We start from the raw sequence: 19043 nt of genomic DNA, 5'->3' as shown, positions 1-19043 counted from the left end.
AAGGGAGACACGGCCATGCGATTTGACGCTCCGTGACGCAATCCTATTTTGGATCATCATCGTTCCTGTCCGGTCGATTCACAATGGGAGGATGGAGGCTTCCGGCCCCGCGATCGCAGGCCCTTGACCGCGGGGGGCGTCGGAGTGAATCGGCACCGCCGGATTCTTGGAACCAAGATTCGCCGGTCCGCGGCGAATCAATTCTCAGCGACACTCAATCGTCAGTCCTCAGTGCCCCGTTGAACAATCAGAGAGGCGGTGTTCGCCGAGCTTCGTCGTCGGAAACAGGGTCGGGGCAAATCCCCCAAACCAGAACCAAACCGGCGGCGGTGCGTACAGATCTGCGAGGGGGGGGAGACGCCTGTCCACCTCCGGATCCACCGGGCGGGCGATGCGATCAAGTTGCCGAGTGTCTCGGCGGGCGCTATGCTTGCGGTAGTTTCGGTGCGGACACCCCGGTCTGCTCGCCCCTGATGGTGGTCCGCCTTCTTTGCGAGGGGCGCCGCATCGGAAGGGCAGAAACGTTTCGATGAAGACTGAACCCAACCCCACCTCCTGCGAAAGGTGTTTTTCATGCGTGCGATTGTGATCCTGGTGCTGGGAGCACTGGCGGGGCTCGTGTTCGGTTCGGCCGTCTCATTGGCCCAGACCGCGGTGGCCGATTCGGCCGAGAAGACTGCCGTCCAAAAGCCGGGCACGGAGACCGAATCGGACGCCGAAAGCGATGACCCGTCCTACCTGCGCATCGAACGGGATGCGGACGGAAAGAAGCGGGCGTTGCAAACCGCCATCGTGCGGTACACCGGTCAGCCCGGAACCCGCTACGACGGTGCGATCGTGGACCTGGTGGGTGTGGTGCACATCGGCGAAACCGACTATTACGAAGATCTCAACAACCGCCTGTCCAAATACGACACGGTGCTCTACGAATTGGTCGCCCCGGACGGCACCCGGATTCGCCCCGAAGACCTGAAGAACCGACGCTCCATCATTGCGTCGATGCAAACGGGAATGAAGGACATGTTGGGGCTGGAATACCAATTGGAATTGATCGACTACCTGGCCACCAACTTCCGTCACGCCGACATGAGTCCGGAAGAATTCAGCAAGGACCTGGAGCGGCGCGGCGACAGCGTTTGGAAAATGGTCGCGCGGATGATGGGTGCGGGACTGGCAACGCAATCCAAAACCGGCGGCGACGTCGGTGTCTTGATGGCGCTGTTTAGCGACGACCGCCCGACGGCCATGAAGAACGCGATGGCGACCCAGTTGGTCGACATGGAAGCGGTCACGGCGGGGATCAACGATGCCAACGGCGAAAACACCCTGATCAAAGGGCGCAATGCCAAGGCCTTTGAAGTGCTAAAGGAAGAACTGGCCGCGGGCAAGGAAAAGCTGGCGGTGTTCTACGGGGCAGGTCACCTGTCGGACATGGCGCAGCGGCTGGAAAATGAATTCGGCATGCAGCCCGGCAAGACCACGTGGCTGGATGCGTGGGACCTGAACGGTCAGCCCTAACGACCGTCTGCACCGCCTGCACGGGTCGCGATCCACTTCGCGTGCCGAGAGGCTGGAGAGCTGCCCGGTTCCGCGCGGCGACCGCTTGCCGGGCCGGGTCAGGCTGCTCGTGCCGGCGCCGACGTCGGTTCGACCGATTGCTCTGTGACGGCCGCCTCGTCAGGATCGTGTTCGCATTCCAGTTCCGCCAACTTGTCTTGGATTCGAGCGGTGAATTGCTTCACGCTTTCCCCTTCAACCGGAAACATCGGATCGCCGAACGCGCCGACGATGGTGCTGAACGGAAACGGAATCTGCGTGCGATCCCAGGTGCTGGCAAACACCTTGCGCCGATTCGGGACCATCAACAAAGGAATCACCGGGGCGCCAGTCTTTTGCGACAGCATCGCCACGCCCGGGTTGACGGTGCCGCGTGGCCCCTTCGGTCCGTCGACCATCACGCAAACAGGTTTCCCCGACGCGACGTGATTGACCATTGCTCGCAAAGCGGTCGCCCCGCCTTTGCGGGTCCCGCTGCTGCCTCGAATCGGAACAACCCCGGTTTTTTCCAGGCTGCGGGCGATCAGGTCGCCATCCTTGCTGCGTGAAACGATCGCCCCGGTTCCCGGTTCCCCGTACACCACGACCGCCAGCTGCTGCGCGTGCAGAGTGGCGTAAATGTACGGCTGACCGGCAGCACGCAGTGCGGGTCGCTGGTCGTTGATCGCCCGGATCCGGCACGTGACCTTGAGCAACTTGACCATCCAGAACACCAATTGCGGCAACCACTTATTCATGAACCAGTCCGATCGTTCGCTAGCAAAACGTGGCGGGGACACCGTGAAACTCACAATGTCCTAAATAGAAGGCGAACTGGATCGCGGCAAGATGAATCCGGGCGGCAGGCGCTCAACCGCTGCCGGTGGGATCGTCGATCCAAAGCGGGAAGCAGGTGCCGCACAACAGCAGCCGCCGCCTGCACCGGACCTGGTTTTCCGCATCCACCTGAGGCGTTGATTCCAACTGCCGGATCACCTCGCCCCATTGTCGGTCCAGCGAATCCAAATCGGCCGGCGACGAGGAATCCAGGATCGGCGGCGAGGAATCGACTTTGGCGTCGATCTGGATCTCATAGAATTCGCCGCGTCCGCTGATCAGTTCTTTCAAACAGCGATCGCAGAGACCGGCACTCTCGGGTTCGAAAGCGTTCATGGCATCCTCGGACCAACGGCAAGCGGAAACGGCGAACGGACGGACAGCTACCAATGTACCGCATCGTCACCTCAGCCGCCCAAACTCGCCCCGACCCGCTGGCTGCCCCAATGCTCGGGCTGCCCGCCCCCTCGTAGGTCGAGCCGTCTTACGTCACGCTCCTTTCCAAGCAGGGACGAGCGCAGCGAGGAGAGGTTTGCCTCGCGGCTCGCTGAAGCGGATGCTGTCGCCGCGGCGTGGCTGGTGTTGTCTCGCGCAGCCGTTTCCGTCGGCCTGCGCCGACGGCGGGGGGGCTGACGCCGCTTCGCGACGGGAGTCAAGCAAGGTCGTTACTGCCGCTCGATCACCTGCATTTGGTCCACCTCTGGCGGATCGACCTCTTGCCGGTGCCCGTCTGCCCAATGGATGACCATGGAATCAATGCGATCGGACTCGCCGAGCCCGAACGTGATCGGCAATTCGACCTGCGACAGGTAGCTGCGTGTCGGCATGACTTGTTGACGCAAGACTTCGTCACCGACGGTCAACTCCACCCAAGATCCGATCGCATCACGGTTGCACTGTTTTCCGTCGCCGCGCAACTTCAGTCGCAACCAGTGATGTCCCAACTGCTGATCGTTGCGCAGCAGACGGGGCGCGCGACCGGTGGACGTGATCACGATGTCCAGATCACCGTCCCCATCAAAATCCGCGTAGGCGGCCCCGCGACCGGCAATCGGTTTTAGCAGGTCTTCGCCAACCTGCTCCGGGCCGACCGGCAGGAACTCCGTTCCGTACTTCGGCCCCGCGTTCCAAAACATTTGCGGCGGCTGCTCGTAATGCTGGCTCGGCTGCACGCGGTTGATGTCCTCTTCCAGGTGCCCGTTGGCGCAGAACAGGTCCGATCGACCGTCCAGATCGTAGTCCAGATAGAACAGCCCAAACGTCAACAGCAACCGCGTGCTGGGCCCCAAGCCCGTCGACACCGCTTCGTCGTAGAACTGCATGCGGCCGGTCGGCGTCACATACAGCGCGGTCATCTCGTTGCTAAAGTTCCCGATTGCCACCGCCAACGCCTTGCGTCCGCGAAACGATGCGACGTCGATCCCCATCGCTCCGCGGGCGTTTCCGCTACTGTCAAACGCGATCCCGGTTAACGCACCGACTTCGGAGAAATGCCCCTCGCCGTCGTTGCGCAGCAGCAGATTCTGGACGGTGTCGTTGGCAACGATCACGTCCAGGGTCCCGTTGGCGTCAAAATCGCAAAACGCCAGCCCCAACGACTTGGACAGCGGAACGCCCGTCGCTTCGTTGCGGACCTGCACGCCAGCCTCTTCCGAGACATCCACGAACTTGCCATCGCCGTCGTTGCGGTACAGGTAGGGAAACGTCCCTTCGAAGTTCTGCGGACGACCGTAGGCGCGTCCACCCCCGACCAGTTGGAAGTTCTGTGATTGGTCATACTCGCGGCTCCACTGGACGTAGTTGCAAACGAACAGGTCCAAATCGCCATCGTTGTCGTAGTCAAACCAACCGGCACTGGTGCTCCAGCGATTTGCCTCGCCACCCACTCCGGCCGAATCGGTCACCTCCTCGAATCGACCCTCACCCAGGTTGTGGAACAGATGGTTGGCACCCACGCTGGTGATAAAAACGTCGACCCGGCCGTCGTTGTCATAGTCACCCACGGCCACGCCCATCGCGTAGTCGGCCAGCTTCAATCCGGACGCTTCGGTCACGTCGACGAACTCCCCGCCGTCATTGCGATACAGCATCGATGACTTCGACCGGTCGCTGGGCGAATCCCACGGCCAATCCTGGGAATTGACGAACAGCAGGTCCTGGTCGCCGTCGTTGTCAAAGTCCAAAGCCGCCACGCCACCGCCCATGGTTTCGGGCAATAATTTGTCCCCGACGGCACCGTTGTTGTGCACGAAATCGATTCCCGCCTGCTCGGTCACGTCCGTGAATGTCACCGAAGGCACTTTCACGTCGGGCAACTGGCGAGTTTTGACCTCGGCCAATTCGGTTTCCTTCACCGGCGGAGACGGCTTGGGACGAGACAGCAAAAACGCTGCGACCGCACCGATTGCCAGCAGCGCCACCAGGGCAATCAACGACCGGCGGAACGCGCGACCGATTTCCGCGTCGTCCCGCAAGACTTCCTCCTCTTCATACCGGTCCGTCTCAGGAGCCTTTGGTTTCGACATGGGTCGCCTCCTGGCTGTTTTCGATCGCGATGATTTTCGTTTCATTGGTTTCCGATTCATGGGCTTCGCGGTTGAGTGGATAAATCACCACCGCTTCGGCGGCATGGTTGGCCGCCGGGTACTTTTCGCGAGCCAAGCGCACGGCCCGGCCCTTGGCGTTGTCGTCAGGTTTGTACCGCAGGTGCAGTCTCTGATGCTCGGCCGCCTTCTCCTTGTCGCCAAGCTTCTCATACAGCCGCTGCAGGTTGTGATGCGCCGTCACATTCTCCGGATCGATCTCCAACGTCTTCTGGAAACGCGAAATGGCTTCGTCGAAATAGCGTCGGCTTTCTTCCTCGCGCTGCTGGCGTTCGCGCACATTGCCGAGGTCAAACTGGGTCCGTCCCAGCAGATTGATCACTTCGATGTCCAGACTAAAATCGAAGCCGCGCCGCTGCATGTCTTCGGTGCTATCTTCCAACACGCTGCGCAGGTTCCGCTCGGCTTCCTCCAAGCGTCCTTGCTGCGCGTTCACGGCGCCGGATAGCCAGGCCCACGTCCATCGCGGAAACCCTTCCGCGTCACTGAATTGCTCGGCCCGATTGAGTGCCTCGACGGCCTCATCCAATCGGCCTTCTTCATTCAGCACGCGTGCCAGGTTCATCGGGCCGTCCCAGCGATCCAGCTTTTCCACCTCCTTGAACGCCTCTTCCGCCTGACGAAGTTCGGCCTTGCCCTTCAAGAGCAAGCCGATTCCGTAGTCGTTCCAGCGCTGCCAGGTCGGGACTTCACGCGGCTGGTTCTCGACCGGAGCGTCGACGCCGTCGACCGGGAACGTCACGGTGTCCACCGCCAGCGTGGTGATCGGCAGTTCGTTGACATAGTCTTGTCCCGGCTGATGCCCGCGGATGACTTGCCCCAACTGCTCATTCTTCTTCGCGACGAAATCCATGTAACGCTGATCGAATTTCCGATACTGCAGCTTCAATTCGACCGTCACCGGCGCCGTCAGGTCATCGGGGACCTCCAGAGCATAGTGGACGGTCTGACCGGCTCCCGGTGGGATCTGGTGGTTGTACAGCGGCGTGAAGATGTCCTGGGCGTTCCGCCGATCGATTCGATTCCCGTCCTTGTCCAACATGAACACGTTGACGAAGTGGGACCAAGGGTCCACTTCGTTTCCTTTCTCCGAGTCGATCGCCCCGCTGCGGCCGATCACGCGATCACCGCTGGTGACCGTCACATCCAACCAGATCTCGTTGGAGTCGACGGTGCCCTGGGTGAACAGGTGCCCGAGCTTCAAGGTGCGAATCACGGTTTCCAGCAGGTACTTGTTCCCCGGCTGCAAGGTGGGAACCTCGGGACGGAGCGGCGCGATCAATTCGCCGTCAATTTCGCCTTCATTGCGGATCCCGAAAATGTCCACCCGCATCACGTCTTTCAAAAACTCCTGGTGCGCCGCGATGATGCCCTCCCGATCGCGAAGCCAGGCGATGCCCGTGTTGGCCGACGGGAACAGGTGATCGTGCACGCTGAGCTCTTCGGCATCGTCAAACAATTTGGCGCCGAAGTCGTTCGAAGCGACCAACGGCATGTGGCACTTGCTGCAGTTGTCGACAGCTTTGGGCGGGTAGTAAAAGCTTCGCGCGCCGTGACCCGAGACGCCACTGAACAGATACGGATCGTAGTGGTTTTGCCCGCGCAAGAATTCCTTGTAGTGGTTGAGCGCCTGGGGCAAGTGAACCTTGTGGCACGTCGAACAGAACTCCGCCGTTTTGTGAAACGGCTTCAAGAACGTCTTTTTGTGGAACGACGGCTTGGCCTTGACCAATTGATTGTTAATCCACTGCAGCGCGGCGTTGTCGCTGCTGGCAAACGGGTAATGCAAGGGTTCTTCGATCGTGTAGTCGGCGTTCCCGCGGACACTGTTGACATTCGTGATCGCGTGACACACCGTGCAGGTGATGCCCGCCTTGGCGGTCGCGTGCTGCAGCATGTCAAACTTCGGATCATCAAATGCCCCGGAGAAAAACGGGACCGGATCATGGCAGCCGGCACACCAACGCGAAGCCTGGATTGATCCGTCCCGCTCCAACGAAACTTCGCGGGTCTCGCTGACGCTGGCCAGGTACGGAGGATTGTTGAAGGAACTGAAGCGGTGCACGCTGTCACTCCAATCCTTGTGGATATCGGCGTGGCACTTGACGCAATACGCGTCGTTCATCAATGCATCGGCGGGAATGAAATTGCCGCTGGATGTCCGTGCCAGCGACGGCTCGAAATACTTCACTCCCGATTCCGGCCCCACGGCATTCCACTGCCGCGGGTCCTGCATTTGCAACACCACCATCGCCGCGATCGCCACGCCGGCCACTCCGGCAAAGCTCATGCCGATTCGCCATTTGATCCGCGGGCCGGCCAGGCGGTGCAGCCAGTACAGCCAAACCGCCGCAAGCGGACACGCCACGTGCAGCCAATACACCGTGTTGCGCGCCAGCGGCTGCTTCAAATCAAACCCGCCGATTCGCACCAACAGAATCCCGGTGATCAATACCAACAGGCTGATCACGAACAGGGCGTAACCGATCCGAATCGCTCGGCGGTTGCGTCGGTTCTTGGTGTTCCACATGTGAACGAAACCAAAAACCACCAAAGGCACAATCAGAACCAGCCCCAGCACCAAGTGAGCCAGGAACATGTATTGGTAGTAAAAATCCTGATAGGTCTGATCGCGCAACCATTCCAAAAAGGTGATCAGAGCCAGATAGCCGGAATTGGCAAATAAAAGTGCGACAAGGACAAAAATGAAATACAGCAGTTTGCGAAGTCGTGGGCCGACGGCACGCACGTACTTCTTTCGCGGCGTCGCCGGAGCGGCGCCATAGGGGACCGATGACATCGAAGCATTCCTGGTGACAAGACGGGTGGCAGCTGCGACCGGTGCCATCACACCGGGTCGCGGATCCGAACCGCATCGCGATTCGGATCAATCACAGTGTCAGCCATCGCCGATCAGCCCCCGCGTTCGCAGGGGCCTGGGGAAACCGGAATCCGCCTGTTTCATCTAGAACGACGGATTCGAAAAACCTCGCACGCTGGGCGGCGCGGCTCTCCCAGGGTCATCCAAGGCGCACGCCTGACGATGACCATTGACGGCGATGCGTCACCAGGCCCGTGGTGGCCGGTCGATCCGCCCCAGATAACGACGAGCGGACCCAAGAAAATCCTCGCCCGCCAACTCCGTTTCCAGAATGAAACCAGAGAGAGCACCCTCGGGCGGACACACCGCCTCGTGATGGTACTGCTGCGTTGTTGGTGCCGACGGCCCGGGCAGCGGGTTCGCGGGAGCCCGCCGACAGAGCGGACCGTTGCAGGGCGGGTTCGGTATCGACGGCGACTGCCCTGCGGTCCCGTCGGCAGCCCGTTCAGCCGCAGCCAACCCGTTCGGGTGGGCTAGCCAATCACCGCAACTTCCATACGCCGGCCGCGACGACACGAGGCCGATCGTCGACGTCAGAATCACGACAAGTGCTAGAAAACGCAGCATCAGAGGACGCAGAGAGGGTGAAAATCCAACCCTCCAACTTAGGATTGGGTCGCATTCATGTCAATCAAAAGCCGCTAAATCGCGGGGCCCGATGCGATCTGATCGATGCCCCCTGTACGAACCGCAGCGAACACCGGTTCATCACGTGCCAACGCAATTTTTCCGTCCTGGCAAGCAAAACGTGGCAACCTGCAGTTGTCCGAATGCGATTAATCCGGACCGGAGACGGAACCGCCCGTAAAAAAACTCCGGAATTATACTGTATCCCCCCATCATCTAACTCCATTGGGCTACAACCTAGGACATTCGGTTTCGGCCCTTAGCAATATTTTCTTGCGGACTGGGGCGACAGATTCGAAGTTTCTCCTTTTTCTCTTCTCGTATTTTTGAGTGATCCATGCGAAGCACTATTTCGCGGCGAGGGGCATTCACGTTGGTGGAATTGCTCGTTGTCATCGCCATCATTGGAATTCTGGTCGGCCTCTTGTTGCCGGCCGTGCAGGCGGCTCGCGAAGCCGCGCGGCGGATGTCGTGTAGCAACAATTTCAAGCAGATCGGATTGGCCATCCACAATTACCATTCGGCATTCAAGCAATTGCCGACGAACATGACCGGCACCGACCGCTGCTACAACGGTGACATCACCTACAACAGCAATCGGCTCCGCCTGAGCTACCTCGTGTCGTTGTTGCCGTTCTTCGAGCAACAGGGCTTGTGGGAATCAATCTCCAATCCCAGCACCGACTTGGCCCCGGGGATCAACACGATGCCCGGCCAAGTGACCAACGGGATGTGGCCTCCGATGGGCCCCGCCCCCTGGCGCCAGCAGTACCGCCCGTGGGCAACTCGGATTCCGACCCTGCGTTGCCCCAGCGACCCCGGGTTCGGTGTCCAACTCGGCCGCACCAACTACGCGGCGTCCTATGGTGACACCTTCAATTACGTCTGGAATGGCGGAAAGAACGAGCGTGGCTATATCCAAAATGGCAACGGCAACGGCAACGATTTTGACGAAAACTGGATGGTCACCCGAGCACGGGCTGGCCAGCGAGGCTTCTTCCAAGGACGGACCGAGATGAAATTTCGTGATGTTCTGGACGGCCTTTCCAACACCGTCGCCTGTGGAGAAATCGCGACTTCGTTGGGCAAACGAGAAGTGAATGCCGACTACGCCCGGCAGATCACGGACTTGCTTTTCAATTCGGGCTCCGAGCACATCGGCGTCCCGGCGAATTGTGCCACCGGACCCCACATCGACCCCAATCGACCCAAGTTCTTTTCGCAAACGGCGAACGTCAACGGTGGGATCAACAACGGTCGGGGCGCTCGCTGGTGTGACGGTCGAATCGCCTATGCAGGCGTGCAAACCATCCTGCCTCCCAACAGTCCCAGTTGCGTTCGCAACAACAGCGACGGCAACCACGGTTTCTTCAGCGTCGGTAGTCGCCACCAAGGTGGTGCTCACGTCTTGATGGGAGATGGCGCGGTCGTGTTCCTGACGGACAGCATCGAATCCGGCGATCAAAACGCCCCGACGGTTTGTCGCGACGGTAGCCCCAACGGCCCCGGTTTCGCCAGCCCGTACGGACTTTGGGGTGCCCTCGGTACACGCGCCAATAGCGAAACGATCGAGGAACAGCTGAATCAGTAACCCGACTTTGATTCTGACGACCTCGCCCGATCGTTTCGGGCGAGGTCGGTCTTCGCTGGACAGCGCCACGTTCAATCAACAACACCGTGAATTGCGGTGCAATGAGCGGCAAGGCATCTGCCGCCGGTTGATGTGAGAAATCCGCGGCTAGCGTCACGCGGTTCACACAAAGTGACGCTGTCCGTTGGGCTTTGTCCGAAAACTTGTCACGTCGCTCGCCAGCGCGTGAGATTTGAGCGTTGCCGCCGCTTGGCGACGGCAGCTACATCGAAATCGTGATTGACGAGCATTCTGCTGGAATGTGACGCTGCTAGTCAGGCATTGTCTTAACGCGAGTTCCTTTCCGCCGTTTAGATGAATGCCATTCAAACGACCATTTATTTTTCTGGAGTATTATTCAATGAAATTGATTTTCCTGCCCGCGGTTCTCGTGATTCTTTGCCTTGGAAGCTCCGTCGGATGTGATGACTCGCAACCTGCGGCGATCGAACAAACGATGTCCCAAGAAGAAATTGATAAGATGGACGCGGAATACGAAGCCGAAATGGAAGCTGCTGAAAACGATACGGTCGGCGAAGGATAGAATCGTTTACTGTTTGCAAGTGCAAATAGAATCCAATCTGGATGCATGAACGGCCGCTGGTCACGACGACCGGCGGCCGTTTTTCATTTCCAACCTCTTCCAACGACCGGACGCAGTCGCGATCACGATGCATGCCGTGAGGAAGTTGTTCGGAGGTCGCCGTCGATCCCAAACTCTGAAGACCGGACCGCAGCGGCGCGGTGACGGCGGACCCACATCGTGGGAACAGGAAGCCGGACCATATTTGATTCGTGACTTCGCGGCGCGGTATGATCGACCGGACCGGCGTGACCACGGCGCCGACTGCCGGCAACGCGGTTGCCAGACTTCTGCGGCGTTTCCTGCCTGACCCGACGGAGGACGAATCGGTGGCTGAAGAGACGATTGAATTGCAAATCAATGGACAGCGACAATCCGCCGACACCGATCCAGATCGACCGCTGCTGGACGTCCTCCGCGAAGATTTCCACCTGACCGGGACGAAGTTCGGTTGCGGCGAAGGAGAATGCGGCGCCTGCACGGTGCTGGTCGACGGCGTGCCCACTCGCTCTTGCATCACCTCCGTTGGTGAAGTCGGCGGGACCGAGGTCCAAACCATCGAAGGGTTGGCGCAGGCCGGACAATTGCACGGCGTCCAGCAAGCGTTTCTGGACCATCAGGCGATGCAGTGTGGTTACTGTGTCCCCGGCCACATCATGACGGCGGTCGCTCTGGCAAAAGAACGCCCTAACGCTTCTCGCGATGAAATCGTCGCTGAGATGAGTCAGCACATTTGTCGTTGCTGCAATTACGAAAACATTCTCGCCGCGGTCCAGCAGGCAGTGCAACAAAGCTAGCCTGCCTCGCCTGCCGTTCCAGATCCGAATGGAACTCTTTCTCCCAGGAAGTCCGCCATGGCCCGACCGCATCGCCGCCCGATCCCTGATCTAAATCCACCGTCCTCCGATCCCCTCATCGATCGCTCACCCAGCAACGATGACCTGTCGATCGACGACGAACCACTTGAAGTGGAACGTTATGAACTGCGCGAGCCGCCCCGCTATCGATTCGCTGCCAATCGTCGCGAATTCACGCAGGTGGTCGGTGCCGGGCTGCTGATCACGGTCTCGGCGCGAACGGCCCACGCTCAGCGAAGAGGCCGATCCGCACGACGCGAGGAGCTCTTGTCACAAAGGTTCCAGCTGGGTGACGACGGTATCGTGACCGTGCTGACCAGCAAGGTGTCGGTCGGCCAGGGAGCGCGGACGCAGCTGTCCCAGGCCGCGGCGGAAGAACTGGGCCTGCCAATCGACCGCATTCGCCTGGTCATGGCGGATACGCAACGCTGTCCCGATGACGGGGGCACGGCCGGCAGCCGAACGACTCCATCCACCGTTCCGCGGGTTCGCAACGCTGCCGCCGCGTTGCGTGGCCTGCTGCATCAATTCGCCGCCGAGCAATTCGACTTGAACACCGAACAAGTCACCTATTCCGAAGGCGTATTCCGCGGTGGCGACCAACAACAGCTTTCGCTCTCCGAACTCGCCCGCGACGAAGCCTTGCAGGAGAGGTTGAATGCCGCCCCGTCGGAAGACGCGTCGATCGTCCCCATCGATCGCTGGCGCGTGCTGGGCACCAGTGTCGACAAGGTCGATGGCCCAGCCGTGGTCACCGGACAGACCAAGTACCCGTCGGACATCCAACTGCCGGGCATGCTGTATGGCAAGGTGCTGCGTCCGACTTCCTACGGAGCAACCCTTGCCTCGGTCGACTTGACGCCGGCGCAACAGCTTGATGACGTGGTCGTGGTGCGCGACGGAGATTTCATCGGCTGCGCCGCACCAACGAGCTGGCGGGCGGCCAAAGCGCGAGACGCGATCGCGGCAACTTGTCAATGGAAAGCTGGTTCAAGCTTTCCCAGCGACCAGTTGTTCGATCGACTCAAACGCAGCGGCGACTCGCAAGGAGATCGCGGTCGGGACGTGTGGGGGAACCCCGCGGAGGGAACCGCCAAAGCAAAACAGACTGTCCGCGGTGAGTACGAAATCGCTTACGTCCAACACGCGCCGATGGAACCGCGTGCCGCGGTCGCCCAGTGGCAAGACGACCAGCTCACCGTGTGGACCGGCACGCAGCAGCCTGCTCGCGTTCACGGCGAACTGTGCCAGACGTTTCGCCTGTCTCCACAGCAAGCCCGCGTGATCGTGCCGGATACCGGTGGCGGATTCGGCGGAAAGCACACCGGTGAAGCGGCCGTGGAGGCGGCGCGACTGGCCAAAGCTGCCGGGCGTCCCGTCTCATTGCGGTGGACCCGAGACGAAGAATTCACGTGGGCTTACTTTCGTCCCGCCGGCGTGATCACCGTCCACGCCGGACTGGATGCCGCAGGAGACCTTTGTCTCTGGGAATTCACCAACTACAACTCCGGCGGATCCGCGATCGAAACCCCTTACAAAGTTCCGCACGGGAGCACCCGCTTCGTTCGCTGCGACGCCCCCCTGCGCCAAGGGTCGTATCGCGCCCTCGCCTCAACCGCGAACACGTTTGCCAGAGAATCCGCGATGGACGAACTGGCCGCGCGGAGCGATGCGGACCCGTTGGATTTTCGGTTGCGTCACCTGGCCGACGGCCGCCTGAAGGACGTCCTGAAAGCCGCGGCCGACGCGTTCCATTGGCCGCGCCGTGTCGCGGAGACGGGACAAGGCGAAAAACCGAACCAACGCGGTGTCGGATTGGCGTGCGGAACGGAGAAAGGATCGTTCGTGGCGGCCTGCGCCGAAGTAGAAATCCGCGACGGCGAACTGCACGTGGTGGAAGTTTGCCAGGCGTTCGAATGCGGTGCCGTTCACAACCCACGCAACCTGCGGGCCCAGCAGGTCGGCGCCTTGATGATGGGTCTGGGCGGCGCCCTGACCGAATCGATCGAGTTCTCCGAGGGAAAGATCACCAATCCCAGTTTCTCTTCCTACCGCGTTCCCCGATTGAGCGATCTGCCCAAGCTGAACATCGTCCAGTTGAACCGACCGGACCTGCCCTCGGTCGGAGCGGGCGAGACACCGATCATCGCCATCGCGCCGGCGGTCGCCAACGCACTGTTCGCTGCCACCGGAACGCGATGCCGTTCCATGCCACTGCGACTCTCTTGAAGCGGCGGACGAGCGCCGCTTCAAGTTGCACTTCGCGCCCCGCCCCAAAACTGGCAACAAACATTCCGCGACTTCAGCCCCGAAGGGGCGACAGCCGCCTCGCCGTCCAAGCCCCCGAAGGCCACCAAATACTTCCACGCACCAGCCCCAAAAGAGCAACCTTCTCGCAGCCAGCCCCGAAAGGGCGACAGGTCCCTGCCGGCGGCCTCGGCCGCCGGTTCACGAGCCCCCTTCACCACCAGCCCCGAAGGGGCGACAGCCGCCTCACCGCCCAGACCCCTGAAGGCCACCAAGCACTTCCACGCGCCAGCCCCAAAAGAGCAACCTTCTCGCATCCAGCCCCGAAGGGGCGACAGCTCCCTGCCGGCGGCCTCGGCCGCCGGTTCACGAGCCCCCTTCACCACCAGCCCCGGAGGGGCGACAGCCGCGACGAAGTGATGGAAGTTCCAGCCGCGCTTAATCGCACAACCGGCGATAGTCCTCCGGCGTATCGACATCGGTGAGGATCTCGGCGGCCGGCAACTCCAGCACAAACTTTCGCTGCTCGAACACGATACGATTGATCCCCGCATGTTCGGGCAACTCGAACACATCGGCCGCCAGCGTCCAGGGCAGCGAGACCGGATGCCCCAAATGCTCTCCAAAGCAGGGCAAGACGATTTCGTCGCGGCCATTGCTGGCGCGGACCACCTGGTTGATCAAATCCGACGACAATCGAGGCATGTCGGCTGGAGCAATCAGAAACCGATCCCCGGACGTCGGCTGTGCGTCTTCCTGCAGGAATCGCAATCCGTGTTGGATGGATTCCTTCATGTCCCGCGGTCGCGGCGTGGGACACAAGACCTTCACCCCAAGTTCCTGGCACACGCTTCGGACCGGATCATCGTCCGCTCGAACGACCGCCAACACCGCGTCCACATCGCTCGCCCGCCAGGCGCTCAATACGTGGTGCAAGATCGGCCGGCCCTGCCAGGGCAACATCAACTTATTGCGTCCCATCCGGCGACTGTCCCCCGCGGCGGGAACGATGGCGAAGAATGCTTGCGAGGACATGGCAGACGGTGCGACAGTTTCGTTAGACTTGCTGAAACGATTTCGCCAGTGCGAGAAACGTTGATCTCGTATCTTACCAGCCGAGTCTTATCAGCCGAGGTGCGGCAGACATGCCGGTCGACTTCCACAGGCACGCGCGCATCGTCCAGGAACTGTTGGATGACGCCGGACCGTTTGTCGTGGTGACCTTGGCCGATGCCCGTGGCAGCGCGCCGCAGGTCGTGGGCGCCAAGGCGGTCGTCACACCTGACGGCTTGGTCTCGGGGACCATCGGTGGCGGCCGAGTGGAGGCCCGCGCGATTCGGCACGCCCAAGCAATGCTGCAATCGTCATCCCAGCAAGATTGTCAATTGGTCACCTGGAACCTGCAGTCGGAAATCGGCATGACTTGCGGCGGTGAAGTCCGGCTGCTGTTTGAAGCCGTCAATCGCCTGGATTGGAGGATCGTCATCTTCGGGGCCGGCCATGTCGCCCAGAGTCTCATTCCGATGCTGCTTCAACTGCCCTGCACGGTCAAGTGTCTCGACACACGCACGGACTGGCTGTCGAGACTTCCGGCGCATCCGCGGCTGGAAGCAATTTGCGGCGAGACGTTAGCTGACCACGTCCAGCCGTTGGACTCGCGAAGCTTTTTCCTGCTGATGACGCAGGGTCACGCGACCGACCTTCCGATTCTGGCGGAGATCCTGAAAAACAAAACGGCTCCCTACGTGGGTGTGATCGGCAGCCTGCAGAAAGCGAAGGTGCTTCGGCGTGATCTGGAAAAGTTGGACGTCTCCGAACAGTCGCGAGCCTCCTTTCACTGCCCCGTCGGACTGCCGCTGGGAAACAACACGCCACCGGAAATCTCCGTCAGCATTCTTGCCCAATTGATCCAGGAAAGAGACCGTCTGGGTGTGATCCGACACAAGACGAAACAGTTCTAACCGGCGGCGAACCGATCCCGTGTGGCCGATCGAGCCACGGAGGTCACAGAGTTCACCGAGAATGGTGCTCTTCGTGTGCTCTGTGGCATCGATTCAAGCGGATCCCGACAGTGGCGTTTCCAGCTGGGTTGCTTCAGCCGGGTGAAGTCGTCACCATTTTGGTTGCGAATCTTCGCGGCATTTTCCCGACGTCCCATGAGAGCGGCGGTGCGAAATGCGTCGGAGATACAAATACGGCAAGGATCAACAGATCAGCTGGGGCATGGGGCAATGCTTGCGCGACTAAAAACGTTCACGCTGCTAGGCATCGAGGCGATGCCGGTCGATGTGGAGGTGGACATTTCCCCGGCAGCGATGCCCAAGACCATTCTGGTTGGGCTGCCCGACACCGCGGTCAAGGAAAGTACCCACCGGGTCGAGCGGGCAATCGTCAACAGCGGCTTCACGCGGCCGCACGATCGCGTCGTGATCAACCTGGCCCCAGGTGACTTGCCCAAACAAGCGGCTTCGTTCGATTTGCCAGTGGCGCTTGGCGTGCTGGCCGGAAGCGGCCAGCTGGCTCCGGATCGGCTGGAGCACTACGCGATCATCGGCGAACTCGCTCTGGAAGGTCATACGCGGCCGGTCAAAGGCGGCCTTTCGATCGCGATCGAAGCGGCCAAGGACGCGGACCTGCGCGGGATCGTCGTTCCCGCCGAGAACGCCGGGGAAGCCGCGGTGGTGGAAGGCTTGGAGGTGATTCCGGTGGAAAGTCTCGCCCAGGCCGTCGCCTTCTTCGCCGAGGAAATCGAGATCCCTCCCGCCCCGAGCCGGCTGGAGCAACTCTTTGAGGAGTTCAGCGTCTACGAAGTCGACTTCGGAGACGTCCGCGGCCAGGAATCCGCCAAACGCGCCGTCACGCTCGCCGCGGCTGGTCGACACAACCTGATCATGATCGGACCGCCGGGCAGCGGAAAGACGATGCTGGCCAAACGGATCCCGACGGTGTTGCCGCAGTTGGGCTCCGGCGAGTCCATCGAAACGACGCGGATCTACAGCGCTTTGGGACAACTGCCCAGCGGCCAGCCCCTGCTGGCAAAGCGGCCCTTTCGTTCTCCCCATCACACCATCAGCGATGCCGGACTGGTCGGCGGCGGCAGCCCTCCGGCCCCGGGAGAAATCAGCAAAGCCCACCACGGGATTCTGTTCCTGGACGAGTTGCCGGAGTTCAACCGCAAGACCTTGGAAGTCATGCGACAACCGCTGGAAGACGGGGTGGTGACCATTTCAAGAGCAATGCGTTCGACGACCTTTCCCAGCGAGTTCATGTTGGTCGCGGCCGCGAATCCCTGTCCTTGCGGCTATCGAAGCGATCCCCGACGCCACTGCAACTGCACACCCCCGCAAGTGGAAAAGTACATGTCACGGATCTCGGGGCCTTTGATGGACCGCATCGACATTCACATCGAAGTCCCCGCGGTACCGTTTGAGGAACTCTCTTCGTCGCAGGAGCCCGGCACCAGCAGCGCTCAAATGCGCGAGAACGTCGTTCGCGCTCGGGCCGCTCAGGAACAGCGATTTGGCAATGCGTCCGCCGGCGTGCGCTACAACGCACATCTGTCCAGCCGCCAGATCCGAGAGCATTGTCCGCTCAACCCGACCTGTCGCCAAATGCTTCGCCACAGCGTCGAGGAGATGGGCCTGTCTGCCCGCGCCCACGACAAGATCCTGCGCGTCGCCCGCACCATCGCCGACGTCGCCGGCGACGAAGCCATCAACGAAGTCCACCTCGCCGAAGCCATCGGCTACCGCAGCCTCGATCGCGACCTCTGGACCTAAAAGGGGACGCACCTCATTTCAGGAGCTATCGATGCCTCGTCGACCTCGAGCTTGTCCTGCCGGAGTCTGCTTTCACGTTCTCAACCGCGCCGTGGCTCGCCTGCCATTGTTCAACAAGGCGGCGGACTACCGGGCGTTTGAAAGTGTGATGGAAGAGGCATACGACCGGGTGAACCTCCCCATTTTGGCCTACTGCGTGATGCCGAATCACTGGCACTTCGTGGTGCGACCCAAATCGGATCATCAAGTGACGGATTTCTTTCGCTGGCTAACCAACACGCACACTATGCGGTGGCACGCCCACCATGGCACCGGCGGTACCGGGCACCTGTATCAGGGTCGCTTCAAGTCGTTCCCGATCGAGGAAGACGAACACCTGCTCGTGGTGTTGAGGTATGTCGAGCGGAACGCGCTTCGCGCGGGTTTGTGTGACCGCGCCGAGGACTGGCAGTGGGGCAGCCTGTGGGGACGTGACCAGGCAACCAAAACGGACTTTCTTGCGGATTGGCCGCTGCCACGTCCCAAAAACTGGCGGTCGCACGTCAACAAGCCTCAGAGCGAATCCGAGTTGCAAGCTCTTCGAAAGTGTGTTCAGCGCTGCAGGCCTTTCGGCAACGAGGACTGGGTTTGCCAAGCAGCAACTCGAATGAAGTTAACTCATACACTCCGGCCTCCCGGTCGACCCAAGAAGTCGACACCGCGTTAAATAACGAGCTGCGTCCCCTTTTCCCGGGGCTCGCGCTGCAACCTGGGGCTAACTTTTGTCAGACAACCCATACCGACCAACCGACCACACGCAGGACTGCGACTCTGGCGGTAGTCAGCGTGACGCTGACGTTCTGGGTTCCCAGATCACCCTCATCGCAGCCATTTGCGGACTCTATATCAGCTACTTGTTTGCAGTAAACTTGCCGTTGGCGTCGTTAGGTGGGGGATGGTTCGCTATGGCTTTGGCTTGCGGTTTTGCCCTCATTTCCACAGGCAGCCTTGTCGCTGCAATGTTGATTAACGCATGGCGCAGGCGTCGTTGCCGTCAAAGCGTCGTTGCCGCATGCTGCATGAAGGGGCTAACTTTGTCAGACAACCCTTACCGGCCGACCGACCACACGCAGGACCTTGACTCTGACCCTGCTCACGACGGTGACCCCATCCCGCTCACCGGGGTCACGATCGGGGCATTCCTTGTCGCAATCTTCCTATGCGTCTTTACGGGGTTGATAATCGAGCCATCGGGGATTGACGCGGCTAACATCTACGCGGCCTATGGTGGTGCCGTGTTCTTCGCGGTCAGCATGGTCGGTGCATTTTTGTTTAATGCGTGGCACCGGCGGCGCAGCGATTAAATCACGCTGTTGCCGCACACGCTGTCCATTTCTGAGGGTCCTCGACGTCGCCTCCCGGCACTTCACCGCGTCGTAAAGGGGACGCACCTCGTTTCAGACTCCAGGACTAATAACGACCTG

Annotated in this window: 14 protein-coding genes; 9 read left to right on the top strand and 5 right to left on the bottom strand. The window is 60.7% G+C overall.

The genetic code is table 11. From position 1 onward, the window contains the following. Positions 1 to 573 precede the first annotated feature (573 nt). Complete coding sequence (locus tag FYK55_RS00070) at positions 574 to 1518, top strand: TraB/GumN family protein (RefSeq protein ID WP_235908305.1); 945 nt, start codon at positions 574 to 576, stop codon at positions 1516 to 1518. Positions 1519 to 1616: 98 nt separating this feature from the next. On the opposite strand, the gene FYK55_RS00065 is transcribed toward FYK55_RS00070, so the two are convergent. The 4 genes from FYK55_RS00065 to FYK55_RS00050 all read right to left on the bottom strand — a co-directional run bounded on the left by FYK55_RS00065 (position 1617) and on the right by FYK55_RS00050 (position 7776). Then, positions 1617 to 2294 (bottom strand): lysophospholipid acyltransferase family protein, encoded by a 678-nt coding sequence (locus FYK55_RS00065; protein WP_150073972.1) that lies wholly within the window; start codon positions 2292 to 2294, stop codon positions 1617 to 1619. A gap of 112 nt (positions 2295 to 2406) precedes the next feature. Further along, positions 2407 to 2709: a hypothetical protein gene (locus FYK55_RS00060; RefSeq protein ID WP_150073971.1), complete on the bottom strand. Its 303-nt coding sequence runs from the start codon at positions 2707 to 2709 to the stop codon at positions 2407 to 2409. 329 nt (positions 2710 to 3038) lie between these two features. Beyond that, positions 3039 to 4898: a CRTAC1 family protein gene (locus tag FYK55_RS00055; protein WP_150073970.1), complete on the bottom strand. Its 1860-nt coding sequence runs from the start codon at positions 4896 to 4898 to the stop codon at positions 3039 to 3041. Beyond that, positions 4876 to 7776, bottom strand: a complete 2901-nt coding sequence (locus FYK55_RS00050; RefSeq protein WP_150073969.1) for a tetratricopeptide repeat protein — start codon at positions 7774 to 7776, stop codon at positions 4876 to 4878. The genes FYK55_RS00055 and FYK55_RS00050 overlap by 23 nt, the downstream gene beginning before the upstream one ends. 1045 nt (positions 7777 to 8821) lie before the next feature. Between FYK55_RS00050 and FYK55_RS00045 the strand changes: the two genes are divergently transcribed. The 4 genes from FYK55_RS00045 to FYK55_RS00030 all read left to right on the top strand — a co-directional run bounded on the left by FYK55_RS00045 (position 8822) and on the right by FYK55_RS00030 (position 13783). Then, positions 8822 to 10075, top strand: a complete 1254-nt coding sequence (locus tag FYK55_RS00045) for a DUF1559 domain-containing protein (protein ID WP_150073968.1) — start codon at positions 8822 to 8824, stop codon at positions 10073 to 10075. Between the two features lie 400 nt (positions 10076 to 10475). Further along, positions 10476 to 10658 carry a hypothetical protein gene (locus FYK55_RS00040; protein WP_150073967.1) on the top strand — a complete coding sequence of 61 codons (183 nt, stop codon included), beginning with the start codon at positions 10476 to 10478 and terminating at the stop codon, positions 10656 to 10658. A gap of 269 nt (positions 10659 to 10927) precedes the next feature. Then, positions 10928 to 11494, top strand: coding sequence for a (2Fe-2S)-binding protein (locus FYK55_RS00035; RefSeq protein WP_150073966.1), 567 nt, complete (start codon positions 10928 to 10930; stop codon positions 11492 to 11494). A 57-nt stretch (positions 11495 to 11551) separates the two neighbouring features. Further along, positions 11552 to 13783, top strand: a complete 2232-nt coding sequence (locus FYK55_RS00030) for a xanthine dehydrogenase family protein molybdopterin-binding subunit (RefSeq protein WP_150073965.1) — start codon at positions 11552 to 11554, stop codon at positions 13781 to 13783. A gap of 456 nt (positions 13784 to 14239) precedes the next feature. On the opposite strand, the gene FYK55_RS00025 is transcribed toward FYK55_RS00030, so the two are convergent. Then, positions 14240 to 14836, bottom strand: coding sequence for a nucleotidyltransferase family protein (locus FYK55_RS00025; RefSeq protein ID WP_150073964.1), 597 nt, complete (start codon positions 14834 to 14836; stop codon positions 14240 to 14242). A 110-nt stretch (positions 14837 to 14946) separates the two neighbouring features. On the opposite strand from FYK55_RS00025, the gene xdhC reads away from it, so the two are divergent. From xdhC to FYK55_RS00005, 4 genes are all read left to right on the top strand, one after another. Next, positions 14947 to 15762: a xanthine dehydrogenase accessory protein XdhC gene (gene xdhC, locus FYK55_RS00020; protein WP_150073963.1), complete on the top strand. Its 816-nt coding sequence runs from the start codon at positions 14947 to 14949 to the stop codon at positions 15760 to 15762. Between the two features lie 270 nt (positions 15763 to 16032). Continuing rightward, the gene (locus tag FYK55_RS00015; RefSeq protein ID WP_150073962.1) at positions 16033 to 17580 is read left to right on the top strand and encodes a YifB family Mg chelatase-like AAA ATPase; all 1548 of its coding nucleotides are present in this window, start codon (positions 16033 to 16035) and stop codon (positions 17578 to 17580) included. Between the two features lie 31 nt (positions 17581 to 17611). Next, complete coding sequence (locus FYK55_RS00010) at positions 17612 to 18286, top strand: transposase (protein WP_150073961.1); 675 nt, start codon at positions 17612 to 17614, stop codon at positions 18284 to 18286. A 352-nt stretch (positions 18287 to 18638) separates the two neighbouring features. Beyond that, complete coding sequence (locus FYK55_RS00005) at positions 18639 to 18923, top strand: hypothetical protein (protein ID WP_161604210.1); 285 nt, start codon at positions 18639 to 18641, stop codon at positions 18921 to 18923. Positions 18924 to 19043: the final 120 nt, after the last annotated feature.

The organism is Roseiconus nitratireducens, from assembly GCF_008629675.1.
GTDB lineage: Bacteria > Planctomycetota > Planctomycetia > Pirellulales > Pirellulaceae > Stieleria > Stieleria nitratireducens.
Note: the sequence above shows the minus strand (reverse complement) of the source record. Positions and strands in the feature narration are given on the sequence as shown.

Excerpts from the sequence above, each read along its gene's own strand:
- FYK55_RS00070 (WP_235908305.1), top strand. The coding sequence starts at position 574 with ATGCGTGCGATTGTGATCCTGGTGCTGGGAGCACTGGCGGGGCTCGTG.
- FYK55_RS00065 (WP_150073972.1), bottom strand. The coding sequence starts at position 2,294 with ATGAATAAGTGGTTGCCGCAATTGGTGTTCTGGATGGTCAAGTTGCTC.
- FYK55_RS00060 (WP_150073971.1), bottom strand. The coding sequence starts at position 2,709 with ATGAACGCTTTCGAACCCGAGAGTGCCGGTCTCTGCGATCGCTGTTTG.
- FYK55_RS00055 (WP_150073970.1), bottom strand. The coding sequence starts at position 4,898 with ATGTCGAAACCAAAGGCTCCTGAGACGGACCGGTATGAAGAGGAGGAA.
- FYK55_RS00050 (WP_150073969.1), bottom strand. The coding sequence starts at position 7,776 with ATGTCATCGGTCCCCTATGGCGCCGCTCCGGCGACGCCGCGAAAGAAG.
- FYK55_RS00045 (WP_150073968.1), top strand. The coding sequence starts at position 8,822 with ATGCGAAGCACTATTTCGCGGCGAGGGGCATTCACGTTGGTGGAATTG.
- FYK55_RS00040 (WP_150073967.1), top strand. The coding sequence starts at position 10,476 with ATGAAATTGATTTTCCTGCCCGCGGTTCTCGTGATTCTTTGCCTTGGA.
- FYK55_RS00035 (WP_150073966.1), top strand. The coding sequence starts at position 10,928 with ATGATCGACCGGACCGGCGTGACCACGGCGCCGACTGCCGGCAACGCG.
- FYK55_RS00030 (WP_150073965.1), top strand. The coding sequence starts at position 11,552 with ATGGCCCGACCGCATCGCCGCCCGATCCCTGATCTAAATCCACCGTCC.
- FYK55_RS00025 (WP_150073964.1), bottom strand. The coding sequence starts at position 14,836 with ATGTCCTCGCAAGCATTCTTCGCCATCGTTCCCGCCGCGGGGGACAGT.
- xdhC (WP_150073963.1), top strand. The coding sequence starts at position 14,947 with ATGCCGGTCGACTTCCACAGGCACGCGCGCATCGTCCAGGAACTGTTG.
- FYK55_RS00015 (WP_150073962.1), top strand. The coding sequence starts at position 16,033 with ATGCTTGCGCGACTAAAAACGTTCACGCTGCTAGGCATCGAGGCGATG.
- FYK55_RS00010 (WP_150073961.1), top strand. The coding sequence starts at position 17,612 with ATGCCTCGTCGACCTCGAGCTTGTCCTGCCGGAGTCTGCTTTCACGTT.
- FYK55_RS00005 (WP_161604210.1), top strand. The coding sequence starts at position 18,639 with ATGAAGGGGCTAACTTTGTCAGACAACCCTTACCGGCCGACCGACCAC.